Annotated in this window: 13 protein-coding genes; 6 read left to right on the top strand and 7 right to left on the bottom strand. The window is 36.9% G+C overall.

The genetic code is table 11. The features are described from left to right. Nucleotides 1-11 precede the first annotated feature (11 nt). Both rlmF and KO02_RS18425 read right to left on the bottom strand, forming a co-directional pair. Nucleotides 12-923, bottom strand: coding sequence for a 23S rRNA (adenine(1618)-N(6))-methyltransferase RlmF (rlmF, locus tag KO02_RS18430; RefSeq protein ID WP_038700679.1), 912 nt, complete (start codon nucleotides 921-923; stop codon nucleotides 12-14). Between the two features lie 252 nt (nucleotides 924-1,175). Next, nucleotides 1,176-3,122 carry a KUP/HAK/KT family potassium transporter gene (locus KO02_RS18425; RefSeq protein WP_038700677.1) on the bottom strand — a complete coding sequence of 649 codons (1,947 nt, stop codon included), beginning with the start codon at nucleotides 3,120-3,122 and terminating at the stop codon, nucleotides 1,176-1,178. Nucleotides 3,123-3,377: 255 nt separating this feature from the next. Between KO02_RS18425 and KO02_RS18420 the strand changes: the two genes are divergently transcribed. Beyond that, nucleotides 3,378-3,842, top strand: coding sequence for a T9SS type A sorting domain-containing protein (locus KO02_RS18420; protein WP_081918429.1), 465 nt, complete (start codon nucleotides 3,378-3,380; stop codon nucleotides 3,840-3,842). 55 nt (nucleotides 3,843-3,897) lie between these two features. Here KO02_RS18420 and ispG read toward each other — a convergent pair whose 3' ends face one another. Further along, nucleotides 3,898-5,910: a (E)-4-hydroxy-3-methylbut-2-enyl-diphosphate synthase gene (gene ispG / locus KO02_RS18415; RefSeq protein WP_038700675.1), complete on the bottom strand. Its 2,013-nt coding sequence runs from the start codon at nucleotides 5,908-5,910 to the stop codon at nucleotides 3,898-3,900. A gap of 45 nt (nucleotides 5,911-5,955) precedes the next feature. After that, nucleotides 5,956-6,900: a LiaI-LiaF-like domain-containing protein gene (locus KO02_RS18410; protein WP_038700673.1), complete on the bottom strand. Its 945-nt coding sequence runs from the start codon at nucleotides 6,898-6,900 to the stop codon at nucleotides 5,956-5,958. A gap of 282 nt (nucleotides 6,901-7,182) precedes the next feature. On the opposite strand from KO02_RS18410, the gene KO02_RS18405 reads away from it, so the two are divergent. From KO02_RS18405 to KO02_RS18395, 3 genes are read left to right on the top strand one after another with little or no spacing between them, the layout of a single operon-like run. Then, nucleotides 7,183-7,917 carry an MlaE family ABC transporter permease gene (locus KO02_RS18405; RefSeq protein ID WP_038700671.1) on the top strand — a complete coding sequence of 245 codons (735 nt, stop codon included), beginning with the start codon at nucleotides 7,183-7,185 and terminating at the stop codon, nucleotides 7,915-7,917. 16 nt (nucleotides 7,918-7,933) lie between these two features. After that, a complete protein-coding gene (locus KO02_RS18400) occupies nucleotides 7,934-8,686 on the top strand; it encodes an ABC transporter ATP-binding protein (RefSeq protein WP_038700669.1) in 753 nt (250 codons plus the stop codon). A gap of 54 nt (nucleotides 8,687-8,740) precedes the next feature. Beyond that, the gene (locus tag KO02_RS18395) at nucleotides 8,741-9,646 is read left to right on the top strand and encodes a class I SAM-dependent methyltransferase (RefSeq protein ID WP_038700667.1); all 906 of its coding nucleotides are present in this window, start codon (nucleotides 8,741-8,743) and stop codon (nucleotides 9,644-9,646) included. 143 nt (nucleotides 9,647-9,789) lie between these two features. On the opposite strand, the gene KO02_RS18390 is transcribed toward KO02_RS18395, so the two are convergent. Both KO02_RS18390 and KO02_RS18385 read right to left on the bottom strand, forming a co-directional pair. Then, nucleotides 9,790-11,574: a hypothetical protein gene (locus KO02_RS18390; protein WP_038700665.1), complete on the bottom strand. Its 1,785-nt coding sequence runs from the start codon at nucleotides 11,572-11,574 to the stop codon at nucleotides 9,790-9,792. Nucleotides 11,575-11,814: 240 nt separating this feature from the next. After that, a complete protein-coding gene (locus KO02_RS18385; RefSeq protein ID WP_038700663.1) occupies nucleotides 11,815-13,677 on the bottom strand; it encodes a DNA topoisomerase IV subunit B in 1,863 nt (620 codons plus the stop codon). A gap of 202 nt (nucleotides 13,678-13,879) precedes the next feature. Between KO02_RS18385 and KO02_RS18380 the strand changes: the two genes are divergently transcribed. After that, complete coding sequence (locus tag KO02_RS18380) at nucleotides 13,880-15,001, top strand: SPFH domain-containing protein (RefSeq protein ID WP_038700661.1); 1,122 nt, start codon at nucleotides 13,880-13,882, stop codon at nucleotides 14,999-15,001. A gap of 6 nt (nucleotides 15,002-15,007) precedes the next feature. After that, nucleotides 15,008-16,111 carry a zinc finger domain-containing protein gene (locus KO02_RS18375; protein ID WP_038700659.1) on the top strand — a complete coding sequence of 368 codons (1,104 nt, stop codon included), beginning with the start codon at nucleotides 15,008-15,010 and terminating at the stop codon, nucleotides 16,109-16,111. A 189-nt stretch (nucleotides 16,112-16,300) separates the two neighbouring features. On the opposite strand, the gene KO02_RS18370 is transcribed toward KO02_RS18375, so the two are convergent. After that, the gene (locus tag KO02_RS18370) at nucleotides 16,301-16,798 is read right to left on the bottom strand and encodes a phosphoheptose isomerase (protein ID WP_038700657.1); all 498 of its coding nucleotides are present in this window, start codon (nucleotides 16,796-16,798) and stop codon (nucleotides 16,301-16,303) included. Between the last annotated feature and the right edge of the window lie 10 nt (nucleotides 16,799-16,808).

The following is a 16,808-nucleotide window of genomic DNA, read 5'->3' as shown; positions in this document are numbered from 1 at the left end:
TTTTTTATATACTAAAACCTCCAGAGGAGGATTCTACCTATTTTATTTCCTTGTTCCATTCGGATTACTTCTACCTCTGCCACATTGAGCTTTTTTAGCTTGTGTTGTAAGATTCTGATATCTTCACGGTGTGCTACCAAAGTAGAAAACCATTTTACCTGGTCTTTATAGAACTGACTTTCAAAAATCATCCTACCGATAAAGGCTTTTTCTCCGCCATCGCACCACAGCTCGCTTCCTTGTCCTGCAAAACTCTGAACTATTTTGTCTTCTTCTACTGGTTTTAGCCCTTTTATTTTACGGTCTGCTTGTGCCAGTGCTTCTAATTGTGAAGAGAAGAATGGAGGATTACAGATAACCATATCATATTTTTCATTCTCAAGAATAATATCCTTAAAGATTGCTTTTGGATTATTCTGTAATCTGATTTGTACGTTATTCTTAAGTTCCGGATTTAAACGTACTATTTCAATGGCATTTTTATATGCTTTTTTTACAATCTCAGATCCTACGAAGGACCAACTGTATTCGTGGTTTCCTACAATGGGATAAATACAATTGGCACCAACGCCAATGTCTAGGATTTTGACCTGTTTACCTTTTGGTATTTCATTATTATTGGCTTTTGCTAAGATATCGGCTACATAATGTATGTAATCTGCGCGACCAGGAATAGGAGGACATAAATTTTCTTTTGGGATATCCCAATATTGAATATTATAGTATTGTTGGAGTAATGCTTTGTTTAAAAGCTTGACCGCCTCTGGATTTGTAAAATCGATTGTTTTCGTCTTATAGTCATTGATGAAGACAAATGCTTTGAGCTCGGGAACAATCTTGGTTAATTTAACAAAGTCGTAAGCATCAAGATGTTTATTTCTAGGGTGAAGTTTTTTCGTGGGAGTTGTTACTGGTCCTGCCATAATGTTGTATTTGATGCAAAAATAAGCTTTTATTTTAAGACATTCCTTAAATAATAATTGGTTACACTAATTTACCTATAGCATCATCCGTTTTGCTTTTTTTTAAACATTTTGGAATGATTATTTACAGATCTTTTAGCCGATATATTAATAGTATTTTATATGGTTATAGTAACACCTTCGGTTTTTGGTAAAAAAAAGTGCCTCCAATTTATCTTTATTGGAGGCACTTTATATCATTTTGAATATAGGCTATTTATTCTTTCTTTTTAACTCAATAGTCGAAGTTTGTGGTAAACTAAGGGGGACTCGCTCTATGGTAACAAAGCTTGCATCTAATCCAAATCCCTTTTCTTCGGATAGGCTTAATTTTTTGAGATACCCATATATTTCCATAATGATGCGTTCAAACCAGCTTAATTGATTGCCTTTTGATAAAACTTTTTCTAAGACTACGAATTTAAAATCTCCTGGAATATTGTGTTTTTTTAGGGTGTCATATTGACTTGTTATATCGATTTCACCTTTCTTAACCATATCTTCCACTACTTTTCGGAACAATAAACTGATGCGTTGCTCTTCTCTAAATCCAAGTTTAAAATCAATGCGAATTAGTTTTCCAGGAATCAACTGGTCTATGGTATACTCACGTGTGTGTGGGTGATCCATAACATCTACGTGAACCAGCCAGTAAACGTCTGCACGCTTTGGTTTTTTATTCAATATCGAATAAATGATTTTCGATTCAATTTCGGATTTAAAGTTTGCACTTGTCAAATAGACCAAATGTGAAGCGTATGGTGGTACCGATTTATCTTCACTCAATTCTGAGATAATAGGATAGTACTTATCAATATTGATGAAGTTGACAAATCTGTTTTTGATTCGTCTTGCATTCCACCAGGCGTACATTATAAGAAATAGGAGTGAGGCTAATAATAAGGTTAGCCAACCTCCGTGGGCAATTTTAACTCCATTTCCAACTAAGAACATCAACTCTAAAGACAGATAGAATCCTGTGAAGAGTGCTATGATATATTTATTGACTTTTTTTGATGCCAAAAAGTATGTCATCAAAATAGTCGTTGTTAGGAATGTTAAGTTGATGGCTAATCCATAGGCGGCTTCCATATTGCTTGATTCTCCAAAAATCCTGATGATGAGCATACAGCCCGCCCAAAGAATCAAATTGATTGAAGGTACATATAACTGGCCTTTATGGTCACTTGGGTATCGGATTGCCACCTTTGGCCATATGTTTAAGCGAACCGCTTCTGATATGAGGGTGTATGATCCTGATATCATGGCTTGACTGGCGATTACTGCTGCCATGGTTGCAATTGCAATTCCATAACCAAGGAACCAATGGGGCATGATGGCATAAAAAGGATTGTTTTCACCTAATACTTTTCCTTCTTGGGTAAGTAACCAAGCTCCTTGCCCAAAATAGTTGAAGACCAATGTTAATTTTACAAATATCCAACTGATGCGGATATTACTTTTTCCGCAGTGTCCCATGTCTGAATAGAGGGCTTCTGCTCCTGTGGTACATAGAAATACGGCACCAATAATAAATAGTGCATTGGGATAGGCGATTAATAATTTGACTGCATAATAGGGGTTTAATGCTTTGAGGACTTCCAGTTCGAGGTGAATATTACTTAGTCCCAATATGCCGATGGTAGAAAACCAAATAAACATCAGCGGACCGAATATTCTACCCACTACTGAGGTACCGAAACGTTGAATCGCAAATAGCCCGGTAATGATCGTTACTACAATTGGAATGGTTGGTAATCCAGGATATTTAATATCCAAACCTTCAATAGCAGAAGAGATGGTGATGGCTGGAGTAATCATACCATCGGCAAGGAGTGTAGCTGCTCCTATCATCGCTGGGAAAATCAACCATGGTGCTCTTTTGCGAACTAAAGAAAATAAAGATAGAATACCTCCTTCGCCTTTATTATCTGCCTGTAATGTAATTAAGACATACTTGACAGTTGTTTGTAAGGTTACTGTCCAGAATACACAGGATAGCCCGCCTAGGACTAGGTTTTTATCGATGACACCTTTGTTCATGATAGCCTTAAATACGTAAAGTGGAGAGGTCCCAATATCTCCAAATATGATTCCTAAACTAATGAGAAGCCCTGCAAGGCTTACTTTTTGTGCAGTACTTTGATGACTTGTCGTCATTTTTTATATTTTTTTAAGTGAAAACCTTCGTTTTACCACGAATATGAAGGTTCGTTGCAAGTGAAAAACTCGTGCCAAATTTTAGCAATTTGTTTGACAACGACAAATCTTGTTAAAAATTGTTAAATGACAAATATTTATACCGAATAAGGTGATAAAATCTAAACAAATAACCTATTTTTGTTGTTGATATATTGGTTTAGAAATATTATATTTGATTAAACTATAACCAATTTAAGAAGTCGTATTATACAAATGAATATTAATATTAAGAAAATAGCTTATTTATGTCTGCTCTGCACGATTACGTCGATGGGTAGTTTAGGTTATGCATCTGTATTACAAGCTTCCAATACGACAGAACTTCTGACATTCGATGTGCTATCATCGCTTGATAAACCTGATCGTTTAACTTATAATGCAATGACTCCTGACAACACGAAGGATGTGGATAAGTTAATCAATAATGTTAAGGTTTTTTATAACCCCATTTCCGAACAGATCAGTTTATCATTCAAATTAGGTAAGCAAAGCGCAGTTGCCATTAAAGTCATGGATGCACTCGGTAATGAGGTGTTACAGCTTATGAATGGTACGCTAGAAGCTGGAAATCAAAATCTATCTTTTGATCAAAGTGGTAAGCTCAATAATGGTTTTTATTTTGTGCGTGTCGTTTCTGGTTCGGAAACGGTCGTGAAGAGATTTTCGGTCCGCAAATAAAATATGCTCATAAAAATATTAAAGGCTTAAATGATATCATTTAAGCCTTTTTCTTTTAGTCAGGTAATTCGTTTTCATCTATCCATAAACCATCTGATTTGATGATATTGATGAGCTCATCAAGTGCGTGTCTAGAACTTACATTTTTCTTAACGACCTCTTGTCCCCTATATAGGGTGATCTTATCAGGTCCAGCACCAACATAACCATAGTCTGCATCAGCCATTTCACCAGGACCATTTACGATACATCCCATAATACCAATTTTCAAACCTTTTAGATGATTTGTTCTATTCCTAATCATCTGGGTCGTTTCTTGTAGATCAAATAATGTACGTCCACAGCTCGGGCAGGAGATATACTCAGTCTTTGATATCCGTGATCTAGTAGCTTGAAGGATTCCAAAAGATAAGGATACTATTTTATCTAATGGTGTAGCGGGCGAATCAATCCAAATACCTGAGCCTAATCCGTCAATTAATAATGCACCCAAGTCAGTTGCTGCATATAGCTGAAGTTTTGAAATGGGCTCCTCTGGGTTCATAATATCACCAATTGGTCCTGAAAAAGCAGCAGCTTCATATGTTCTTTTAATAATGACCGGATTATCTAGACCAATTTCTTGTAGATTTCTGAAGAATTGACGTTGCTCCGCCATTCCGTGTACTGCAGTTGTTTCTAATAGAAATATAATAGTTTTGTCGAGTTGCAAATTTTCGAATGAATGGGTTGCTAGATCTGTATTTTTTATTTTAATAAGATTTAGTGCAGCATCTTTATCAGAAGCCTGGTTGAATTCTTCTAAAGTAAATAAAGGATGAATATTCGCTTTATTATTAATGTTTTTCCAGGTTTGGTAATTATATAATTGCTTTAAATTGGCCGGCATATTAAATGAGGGCAACTGATCGCCAAGATATACAAAATCTACAGACTGCTCGCCCATATGGTACTTATCTAATAAGGTGTCATAACGATAGCCTGCTTTGGACAGGAAATTGACATCTTTTAGATTTTCGTTAGAAATGTCTACGATTACGCGAGGTACTAATGAGCCTCCGACAAAAGTATTCACTTCTTTTGAAATGTAGGGTTGAGCGCTATTATTTTCGGTTAATTTTAAGATTTCTGGATTTTTAATTGCTTCAATATCACGCTTCCTTTTCGTGTACCGATTGACCAAAGCTATCGCAACTGGAGCTTCTTTTTCAGGTTCCTCAGTCAGAGATACACGAACGGTATCGCCCAATCCATCTTCTAATAATGTTCCTATACCTACGGCAGATTTAACGCGGCCGTCTTCGCCATCACCAGCTTCCGTAACACCAAGATGCAGGGGATAGTTCATGTTTTCGGCAATCATCTTTTCGACCAAAAGTCTATAGGCACGCACCATCACCTGTGGATTACTCGATTTCATGGAGATACATAAATTATAGTAATTTAAATCTTCACAAATGCGAATGAATTCCATTGCTGATTCTACCATGCCTTCTGGTGTATCACCATAATGACTCATGATACGGTCTGAAAGTGAGCCATGATTGGTCCCTATTCGCATAGCTGTACCGTACTCTTTGCAGATGTTGACTAAAGGTTTGAATTTTTTATAAATGCGGTCTAATTCTGCTTGATATTCACTGTCTGTATAGCTCAGTTGATCAAATTTTTTCTTGTCTGCATAGTTTCCAGGATTTACACGAACTTTTTCAACGATACGTGCAGCTACCTCAGCCGCATTCGGTGTGAAATGAATATCTGCAACTAATGGTACATGATATCCTCGGAGGCGTAATTCCTTCTTTATATTGGCCAGATTATTGGCTTCTTTTATCGATGGTGCCGTTATTCGAACATACTCGCAACCAGCATCGACCATTCTGATCGTTTGTTCTACCGAACCCATAGTATCCATGGTGTCGATCGTTGTCATGCTTTGAATACGTATGGGATTATCCCCACCCATGGGTACATCACCAATTTGCACTTCTCTCGTTTTCCATCTTGAATAAGTGGTTTGCGAATTGCAATAAATACCTGGTAATGTCAAAAGTTTACTTGTGTCCATATCTAATGCAAAGTTAGATATTCTATTGCACTTATTTAAGCTCTTTTAATACCGTGTTATCGATACAGAAGTGATGCCTCCATCAATAGAAATTTTGAATTTGTTTTTTGCGCTTTCAAAATTCGAACTTGTAAGGGTTCCTTTTTCATTTCCTTTTACGAAGCTATCATCGGAATGTACCGAGGAAAGTGCCATTTCTGTTGTTATCTGACATGCTGCTTCTCTAGGAATCGCAATTTGTATAGAAGATGCTCCTGCGTCAATGTTGATATTCGTTAGCATCTGAGGATAACCCAATTTGAGGTCTAAATTACTAGCTCCAGCGTCAATGGATAGATTCCGAAGTTTGAAATTTGATAAATCAGCTTGAATGTCTGCAGCGCCAACATCTAGGTTCAAATCCCAGATGATATTTTTATTAAGTTTGATGACCGTGGCATTGCCTTTTGAGTTTATTCCTTTTTTTGTTTTTCCGTTTAAATTCAGGGTAACAGAACTATCTTTAGCTGTTTCTGAATTTAATGAAAGGAAGTAATTGTTTGAGCTGTTTGCTGCTTCGAACAAGTAATTATCACTTGTGTCCTTTAACTTGATTTGGGTAGCGCCTAGGTCAATGTTAGCTGTTGCATGAGTCGTATTTAGAGTTTTTTTAGCAGAAACAAAGTTTGACGTGCCTGTAAAGTCTTCATCATTATCTAAATCTATATTCAAATTTTTATGATCCATGATACGGGACAATAAACTTTGATTTGGAGTCGTTATTCCGATGTACGTAAATATGGCTAATATAACGCAGGTCGTCCCGATGGATATGATATAACCAATATCTTTTTTAGGGACTAGTATATTGACACCTACTAAAATAATGAGTAATGGCCAATAGCGAAAAACCTCAAACCAATTGAACTCAATAATATCCATTTTACTTAAAAGTAGGATGACTCCAATGAATAAAAATATAATACCTGTTGTGATTCTTTTAGCATCCATAGTCTAATCGTTTAGTATTTTGTTTTGCTCTAGCACAAATGTAAACTAAAATTAATTTTTGATTTTATGAATTAGGTTATTTATGTACTAATCTCGGTAAAATATCTCATTTCATCGGTAACTGAATTGTGCGTTTTCTGTTGAAAGGGAAATTAGTTCATTTTTATAAGTATTGCCTATCTTTGATTATGTTTTTATGCCCATATTATAAAAAACCAATTTGTATTTTATGGTGTTATAATGGTATATTAGATTTTAAAGAAATAAATACTGTAAAAATATATGATATTTCACCATATTGGTTCTTATTTGCTTTTGCTACGTTCGGTTTTTAAAAGGCCTGAGAAAGGTAAAATTTATTGGAAGGAAACCATGCACGCCATGAATGAAATAGGTCTTGGGTCTCTCGGACTCATACTTATTATTTCCACTTTTATAGGAGCGGTAATGACCATGCAAATTGCTTTTCAACTGGTTTCTGATTTAATTCCAAATTCAATAATTGGGTCCATTAATCGAGATTCCAATATTTTGGAACTGGGTCCAACGATTTCGGCTTTGGTTCTTATGGGGAGTGTTGGCTCCTCTATTTCATCTCAGATAGGCTCTATGCGTGTGACCGAGCAGATAGATGCACTTGAAATCATGGGTATTAATGCACCTGGATATTTGATATTACCTAAAATATTGGCGGGTATCACGATGGTGCCTGTATTGGTTACTATTGCAATTTTTTGCTCTATTGTTGGCGGACTTTTAGGGGGAGCTCTGTCGGGGGCTGTAACACCTTCGGACTATATCATGGGAATTCAAGAGGGTTTTAATGGATTTACGGTTACTGTTGCCTTGGTGAAAGCATTTGTCTTTGGTTTTATTATTACTTCCATATCAGCTTATAAAGGATTTACTGTTAGTGGGGGTGCATTAGAAGTGGGGCAAGCAAGTACAAAAGCTGTTGTTATCGGATGTATAACAATTTTGGCAGCGGATTATTTAATTACGGCGCTGATGCTTTAATTCTCTTTAACATATTATGATACAAATAGAGCATATTTATAAATCTTTCGGAAGTAATGAGGTGCTGAAAGGCATTGACGCTACTTTTGAGCCGGGAAAGGTGAGTTTGATTATTGGCGGTTCGGGTTCTGGAAAAAGTACGTTATTAAAATGTATGGTGGGCTTGCATGAACCTGATAAGGGGCGCGTGCTCTTTAATGGTCAGGATTTTTCTAAATTAAGTTTTGAAGACCGTATTCCTATCCGAAAAGAAATCGGGATGTTATTTCAGAATTCTGCCTTATTCGACTCCATGACTGTTGAACAAAATATAATTTTTTCTTTGGATATGTTTACGGAGATGTCTAAATCAGAAAAATTGGATCGTGCTAATTTTTGTTTGGAAAGGGTGAACTTGAAAGGAAGAAATAAACTCTTTCCTTCGGAATTATCTGGAGGAATGAAGAAACGTGTTGGCATTGCACGTGCAATTGCCATGAGTCCTAAATATCTTTTTTGCGATGAGCCAAACTCGGGTTTGGATCCTGAAACTTCAATCTTGATCGATGAGTTGATTTTGGAATTGACACAAGAATACAATGCGACGACGATTGTGGTTACTCATGATATGAATTCGGTTATGGGAATTGGCGAATATATTTTATATCTCTATAAGGGACAAAAGTTTTGGGAAGGGTCAAATCAAGATATGATGCGGTCGGATGTCGAGGAGCTCAATAATTTTGTATTTGCAAGTCCCTTGATGAAGCGTGCAAAAGAAACGATGTAATCTACTCATCTTTGCATATTTGTTTTTAGATTTACGTATCTTTGCGCCAAATTATTGATTTTGACTACTACAGATATACAATTATTAACACCACAACATTGGAAAGATTACGAGTTAATCGATTGTGGTGATTTCGAGAAATTAGAACGTTTTGGTGATTTAGTTTTAATTCGTCCAGAACCACAGGCTGTATGGCCGAAAACGTTGACGGAAGCAGAATGGAATAAACACCATGATATTAAATTCAAGGGTCGTTCTGCTACTTCAGGGGAGTGGTTAAAAAAGAACCCTAAAGTGCAAGATCGCTGGCATATCCAATATAAAAATAATGATGTTGCGATTAAGTTTCGTCTCGGGCTGACATCATTCAAACACGTAGGTATCTTTCCAGAACAAGCGGTAAATTGGGATTATATATCTCAATCTGTACGTGCATTTGAAACTGAAACACCTAAAGTATTAAATTTATTTGCTTATACTGGGGGTGCATCATTGATTGCTCGTGCTGCTGGTGCAGATACGACTCACGTCGATTCTATTAAACAAGTTGTTACTTGGGCTAATGAAAATCAAGAATTATCGGATATTGATAATATTCGTTGGGTTGTAGAGGATGCTTTGAAATTTGTGAAGCGTGAAGTAAAACGCGGTAATAAATATAATGGTATCATCTTGGACCCTCCGGCTTACGGCCATGGTCCAAAAGGAGAGAAATGGAAGCTTGAGGATCATATCATGGAGATGATGCATGATGTAGTGAAATTATTGGATCCTAAAGAACATTTCTTGATATTGAATACTTATTCTTTAGGTTTTTCTTCTGTTATCGTAGAGAACTTAATTCGTACAGCATTTCCGAAAGTAGAGAATCTGGAAGTTGGAGAACTTTATCTTCAGGCTACTGCAGGACCGAAATTACCTTTGGGTGTTTTTGGTAAATTCAGAAAAGTTGCGAAGTAACTGGAATTACATTATAAAAGAAGAAGGGGCAGCTGATTAGCTGCCCCTTCTTCTTTTATAACTTGTGTTGCTTGTTCTCTTCCTGATTGGTTCAGTAATCGCTTTTGCAATCCGTGAAGAATAGATTTTTAGGGTAAAACAGACTATTGGAATTTTATTTCAGCTAGTTCTGTCTCGGCATTCTCCAGTTGTTGCGGTATACTATTTATAATTTGTTGTGAAAAATCTTTTAAATCATGTGTTAAATTTCTGTAATAAGTAATTCCATCAATCAATTGATTCTTGAATTTATCGAGGTATTTTATTTTTTTATCATCCACAGAAAAGGAGTTCAGTTCTACGTATTTTTTGATATGGGCTACATATAGTTCCAGTTCGCTGATGAAAAAAAATGGTCGATTTTCGTTCTTTATTAAATCGTCTTTTCCGTAGATGTGATTGATCATTTGGTCGAGTGAGAATTTCTGTTTAAACCAGACGGTATTCGGACCAGGGCATATGGACACTGCATCCTGCTCTTTGGGTTTTAAAATATTATATTTTAAATATGCAGGTGCTGCAAGTCCATCACAAAGGCATGTTTTTTCTGTTATGCGTGCGAATTCCTGCTCGTAGGTTACTTGGTCTAGTTTTTTTGCTTTTAGTTCTTTAATCTTTTTGTCTTGATAAAGGCGAGATGCTGTACAAATAGGTTCAGCGCCGTAGTCGATGTTTGATACCAAGTATTTTTTTTTGCAAGGACTACCTGGGCGACCTTCTTTTATTCTCTTTTTCCGCAAACGTTCTGCAGTGCTTTTTCTAAAGTTGTTGAATGGAACTCCAAGGGGAGAGGCGCCGCTAATGTAAAAATCATCTGCTACCGAAGTTGTCAATGCCGTCAATGTTTCATCATCAACTGTTGTCGCTTCTGGTACAAGTAAAAAAGGAGAACCCCACCCTACGGCATCAAATTCATAATGTTTCAGCAGAAATTGGTGTTCACTTGCGGTGCCGACCCCACCTTGCACGGTGTATTTAATTGGAGGAGCATCTGCGAAGTGTCTGTTTCTTTGAGTCCAATATTGTTGATAAATAGCGAACAGCTCTTGTTGTAATATGAGTTTTTTATTTTTAAACTCACATAATATCGGGCCCAATAAAAAACCATCAGTGGCAAAGGCATGTCCACCGCAGTTTAAACCTGATTCGACTCTAATCTCGGAAACCCAAATTCCTTTTTTTGCTAAAAATTTTGCTTGAATTAAAGCTGATCGATAATCGCTGACTTTTAATGTTAATTTTTTATCGAATGTACCATCCTCATTCTGCCAGAATGAAGGTAATTCGGCTAAATAACTATAGAGCCTTGGGTTCATACCGGCTGATAGAATGACTGAAGATTTTAACTCTGAGTTTGCAAATCCCTGCAATGCCGCCAAAGCATCGGACCATTTTTCATCTAAGGGATTTCCATTTTTATCGTGATTTATCTTATCAACTTTAGACATGATATTCACATCAATATCTCCTGCTTGGATAAAAGATCTTAAGCTTTGCTTTTTCTTCGCTTTTTCGACATAGTTGGTTTCTAACAACATGTTGTAATAGCAGTTTTTTGCTGGGTGTGATTCTGGAATAAGTTGAAAATAGCGATCGATAGCTGAACCTGGTTCAAATATTTCTGTTCGCATATGATCAATTTGTTCTTTTACTGCTTGTGAAACAAGATTTAGGTAAGATGTTATTCTTAGGGATCTGTAGTTTTGATCTGCTTTTGTAATCGGGAGGTATTCTTTATGATAGCTATTGCAGTAGTATGCTCGAATACGTTCTATTAACTCATCATCTACGATGGATATTACAGAAGAAATGCCAAATCGAGCAACTTTTAAAGGAGAGTCTATTGAAAAGGCTAGTCCCAAAACGGGAATATGGAATGAGTGCGTCATATCAATTTTATTTCAATACGAAATACGGAATAAAATTGATCTCAAAAAGTGATGCTTGTGTGTTTTAAAAATGATATAGATCACTTTTTAATCCTAGAATTGGACGTAACTTTAGGTTTTTTTTGATTATTAATTTTAGTCTAGGTAGGTGTCACTTCTTAATTCCCGACATCGAGTCGCTGTGGATTGGAGTTGTTGGATGGTAACCTTGGGTGAAGTAGGATAGAAAACAAGCGGGGGTTAACCCGCTTGCTGTGCTAGTTTGGCTAGTTCTTCTTCTAAATCTAACTCAACGCGAAGATTGTTTACGATGTGTTTTTGCCTATCAGGAGTGTTCTTGCCCATATAATATTCTAAAAGTTGTTTTATCTTATTATCTTTTGATAAGAATACAGGGTCTAAACGCATATCTTTTCCAATAAATAAACCAAACTCGGATGGTGAAATTTCACCAAGACCTTTAAATCGTGTGATTTCAGGTTTGTTTCCTAGTTTAGCAATTGCACGCTGTCTTTCTTCATTGGAATAGCAGTATATGGTTTCTTTTTTATTGCGCACACGGAATAATGGTGTTTGCAAAATGGATACGTGTCCTGCTTTGACAAGATCCGGGAAAAATTGCAAAAAGAATGTTAGAAGCAACAAACGGATGTGCATACCGTCGACATCGGCATCCGTGGCAAATACGATATTGTTATAGCGTAATCCGTCTAAGCCATCTTCGATATTCAAAGCATGTTGTAGGAGGTTGAATTCTTCATTTTCATATACGATTTTCTTGGACATGCCAAATGAATTCAACGGTTTTCCCTTTAAACTAAAGACAGCCTGTGTCTGTACATCACGCGATTTTGTAATGGAACCAGAAGCGGAGTCTCCCTCTGTGATGAATAAGGTTGTTTCTAAATTGCGTTCATTTTTATCCGAAAAATGAACTTTGCAATCACGTAACTTACGATTATGTAGCGATGCTTTCTTTGCACGTTCATTTGCTAGTTTTTTGATTCCCGCAATATCTTTACGTTCTCTTTCGGACTGTAAGATACGTTTCAATAAGGCATCCGCTGTATCCGAGTTTTTGTGCAGGTAATCATCAAGTGCTTTTTTTACAAAGTCGTTGATAAATGTTCTTACTGTAGGACCATCTGGACCAATACTTTGCGAACCTAGCTTGGTTTTAGTTTGCGATTCAAATACGGGTTCTTGTACTTTTATGGCAATAGCGCCAATAATAGAAGAACGAACGTCTGAAGCTTCAAACTCTTTCTTATAATACTCCCGTATGGTTTTAACCAATGCTTCACGAAAGGCTGCTTGATGGGTACCCCCTTGGGTGGTATGTTGTCCATTTACAAAAGAGTAATATTCTTCTCCATACTGTTGACCATGGGTCATCGCTATTTCAATATCTTCTCCTTTGAGGTGAATGATTGGATAGCGCATTGATTCCGTATCGATATTTCTTTCTAAAAGGTCTTTTAACCCATTTTCAGAGATGAACTTTTGTCCGTTGAAATTAATCGTCAAGCCTGAGTTTAAGAAAACATAATTCCAAATCATGTTCTCCACAAATTCTAAGCGGTATTTATAATTTCTGAATATGGTTTCGTCAGGATAAAATATAACTGCTGTACCATTTCGCTGTGTGGTTTCTTTTTCTTCATCTGATAGCAGCTCTCCTTGACTAAACTGTGCTACGCGTGTTACTTTTTCGCGGTATGATTGCACGGTAAATTGTCCTGACAAGGCATTGACAGCTTTAGTACCTACACCATTAAGGCCGACAGATTTTTGAAAGGCTTTACTATCGTATTTACCCCCTGTATTGATTTTTGAAACAACATCTACTACGGAACCAATTGGTATACCTCTACCATAATCCCGTACAGCAACTTTATTGTCATTGACTGTAATTTCGATTGTTTTTCCTGCGCCCATTACAAACTCATCTATAGAGTTGTCGACTACTTCTTTTAATAGGACATAAATACCGTCGTCGTAGGCAGAACCATCTCCTAGCTTCCCAATATACATACCGGGACGTAAGCGAATATGTTCTTTCCAATCGAGGGAACGTATACTATCTTCGTTATAAGTACTCATGTTTTTTAATTATTCTTCGGTGTGTAGCAAAAATAGCAAAATAAAGATTAAATAAGTGAAGTCAATATCTTAAATCAACTATTTAAACTGGAAGCGGTGTTTATCCTTGTTCCGGTTTAAATGTATTGCGATAAATTGTCGAAATATTTGCATTAGAATGTTGAATATTTAACTAAATTTAGGAAACGTAATAAACGTAATTATGGGGTTGTTTGATAAAATAAGAAATGAGTTTATCGATATCATTGAATGGGTCGATGATAGTTCTGATACAATCGTATGGAAATTTCCGAGGTATCAGAATGAAATAAAAATGAATACACAGCTCACTGTCAGAGAGGGGCAGGTTGCGGTATTTATGAATGAAGGGGTAATAGCCGATGTTTTTACAGCTGGTAGACATGTTTTGACCACTCAAAATATGCCCATCATGACTACCTTGCAGGGGTGGAAATACGGTTTTAATAGTCCATTTAAGGCGGATGTATTCTTTATCAGTTTAAGACAGTTTACGAATCAGAAATGGGGTACTAAGAACCCTATTATGCTTCGTGATGTTGAATTTGGTCCTGTACGATTGCGTGCTTTTGGATCTTATGCTTTTCAGGTTAAGGATGCAGCGGTGTTTTTAAAGCAGATTGCATCGACTAATTCAACGTTTACTATAGAGGGTATTCATGAGCAACTGCGTAATATTGCTGTCACCAGAGGGATGGATGCTATCGCGGAGTCGAAAATTGCTGTTTTGGACTTGGCTTCTCATTATGATGAGGTTTCGACTTTTGTGCATGAGAAGATAAATCCTGAATTTGAAGAAATCGGTTTGAATTTAACTAAATTTTTGATCGAGAATATTTCATTGCCGGAAGAGGTTGAAAAAGTGTTGGACAAAAGAAGCAGTATGGGTATTGTTGGCAACTTAGGTTCTTATGCCCAGTTTCAAGCTGCAAATGCCATGGAAAAGGCTGCAGAAAACCCAAGTGGTGGTGGTATTATGGGAGCTGGCTTGGGCGTAGGTTTGGGAGCGGGAATGGCCGGTCAAATGACAGGCGTTTTTCAGCAAAATAAATTTGATGGAAATCATCCATCCGGAGAAGTTCCTCCTGCAATACCTATGGTGGTTCAATATTTTTTAGCTTTAAATGGTGTGCAAGAAGGGCCATTTAGAATAGAACAATTACAGGGTGAGGTTAAGAGTGGAAAACTACTTGCTGAAACATTGGTTTGGAAAGCAGGTATGGAAAATTGGAAGGAAGCGCGTGAAATAGAAGAATTGAAAAGTTTATTCAACGCTATGCCGCCCCCAATTCCAGGAGTCCAGTAAGCAATTATGGGTTTTGTAGAAAAAACATCGGATATAAGCCAAGATTTGAAGTGTCAGGGTTGTGGTGCTATTTTAGCCTATCAACCTGGGACATCATATTTGAAGTGCGCTTATTGCGGGACTGAAAATCAGATTATAGAAAGCGATATCGCTCATGCTGTTATTGATGCTGTTGACTACGATGAGTTCACTGCTGCGATGCAGGATATTCATGATGCTCGATTTACGATCACTGCTGAGGTTGTGCACTGTCAAAATTGTGGTGCAAACTCAACTTTGGATCCTCATGTTACAGCAGATTTATGTGCTTTTTGTGCTTCTCCATTGGTGATTGACCATCAGGAGAAACGCGTTGTGAAACCACATGCTCTAATTCCGTTTTTTATTGAAGAGAATAAAGCATTTTCTCTTTTCAAGAAATGGTCGGGTGGATTGTGGTTTGCGCCAAATAACTTTAAACGTATTTTTAGCGCACAGAACAATCGGTTAAAGGGAGTTTATATTCCCTTTTGGTCTTATGATGCCCATGCGAGTTCATCTTATCAAGGGCAGCGAGGTGAATATTATTATGTAACAAGAACCCGGAGGGCGGCCGATGGTAAAACTGAAACTTATCAGGAACAACGGACAAGATGGCATCATGCTTCAGGGCATGTTTATAATCGTTTTAAAGATGTATTGGTCAGTGCGTCAACATCTTTACCTCATGATTTTGCTTCGAAGATAGGCCCTTGGGATATGCAGCATCTAAAACCATTCAATAGTCAATATTTAAGTGGATTTGTGGCAGAGACTTTTAGTATCGATCATATTGCAGGGAGCCATGTTGCCAAAAATATAATGGATGCTGAAATCGCCAACACGGTGCGCGCAGATATTGGAGGAGATACACAGCAAATAGATGATGTTGATTCTGTTTATAAGGATGTCAAGTTGAAGTATGTATTACTTCCGGTTTGGTTGTCAGCCTATCGATATAAGGGTAAAAGTTACCAAATCATGGTTAATGCATTTAATGGTAGGGTGTATGGTCAACGACCTTATAGTTTTTGGAAGATTGCATTTCTTGTTTTATTTATCGTCATTATTGTCGCTTTATTGAGTCAATAAAGTTGATTTAGTATCCAAAAATGATATCTTGATAGGAGACGTATCTTTATACGAGCTGTGGTGATTTTTTAGATAGCCATTATTTTACAGCAATGGAACAAGATGGAAGAAGAAATCATGGACTGTGAAGTTCCATGATTTCTTTATATGTAGCTTGTTATTGGTTGACTATTTGTCTAGCAATATTTATTATCTGCCAAAATCATCTTGAACACGAACGATATCGTCTTCATTAGATGGGTTTTCAATATCTGTATGTTGCCATATTTCAGCAAGGATGCCATATCCATCTAATCCGATTAGGCGGTGACGTTGACCTTGACGTAATTTGATTACACTACCAGCAGTTAAGGTTTGTACCACTGATTCATCGTCAGTGTCTGAAACCATAACACCAACAGTCCCGTGGATTACTTTCCAAATTTCGGCACGACGGTGATGATATTGCCAAGACAATCTTTTTTGTGGTGCTACAACAAGCACTTTCGGGCTTAATTTACCGGATATTTTTAAATCCTTAATGTCTAAACCGTCGAAATACTCATCTGCAAATTTTTGAGCTTGGTCTTCGTTTATAACAAAGAAGCCACCCCAAGGTCTTGTTTGATCAGATTTATCAATTTCAAATCCCTTTTCTTTTAACGCCTTATCTAATTCTTCAAATAGCGTTGATTTATCAGTTACCATAATATGTTTC

Origin of the sequence: Sphingobacterium sp. ML3W, from assembly GCF_000747525.1 — a bacterium.
GTDB lineage: Bacteria > Bacteroidota > Bacteroidia > Sphingobacteriales > Sphingobacteriaceae > Sphingobacterium.
The sequence above is the reverse complement of the archived record's forward strand: the minus strand, read 5'-3'. Positions and strand labels throughout refer to the sequence as shown.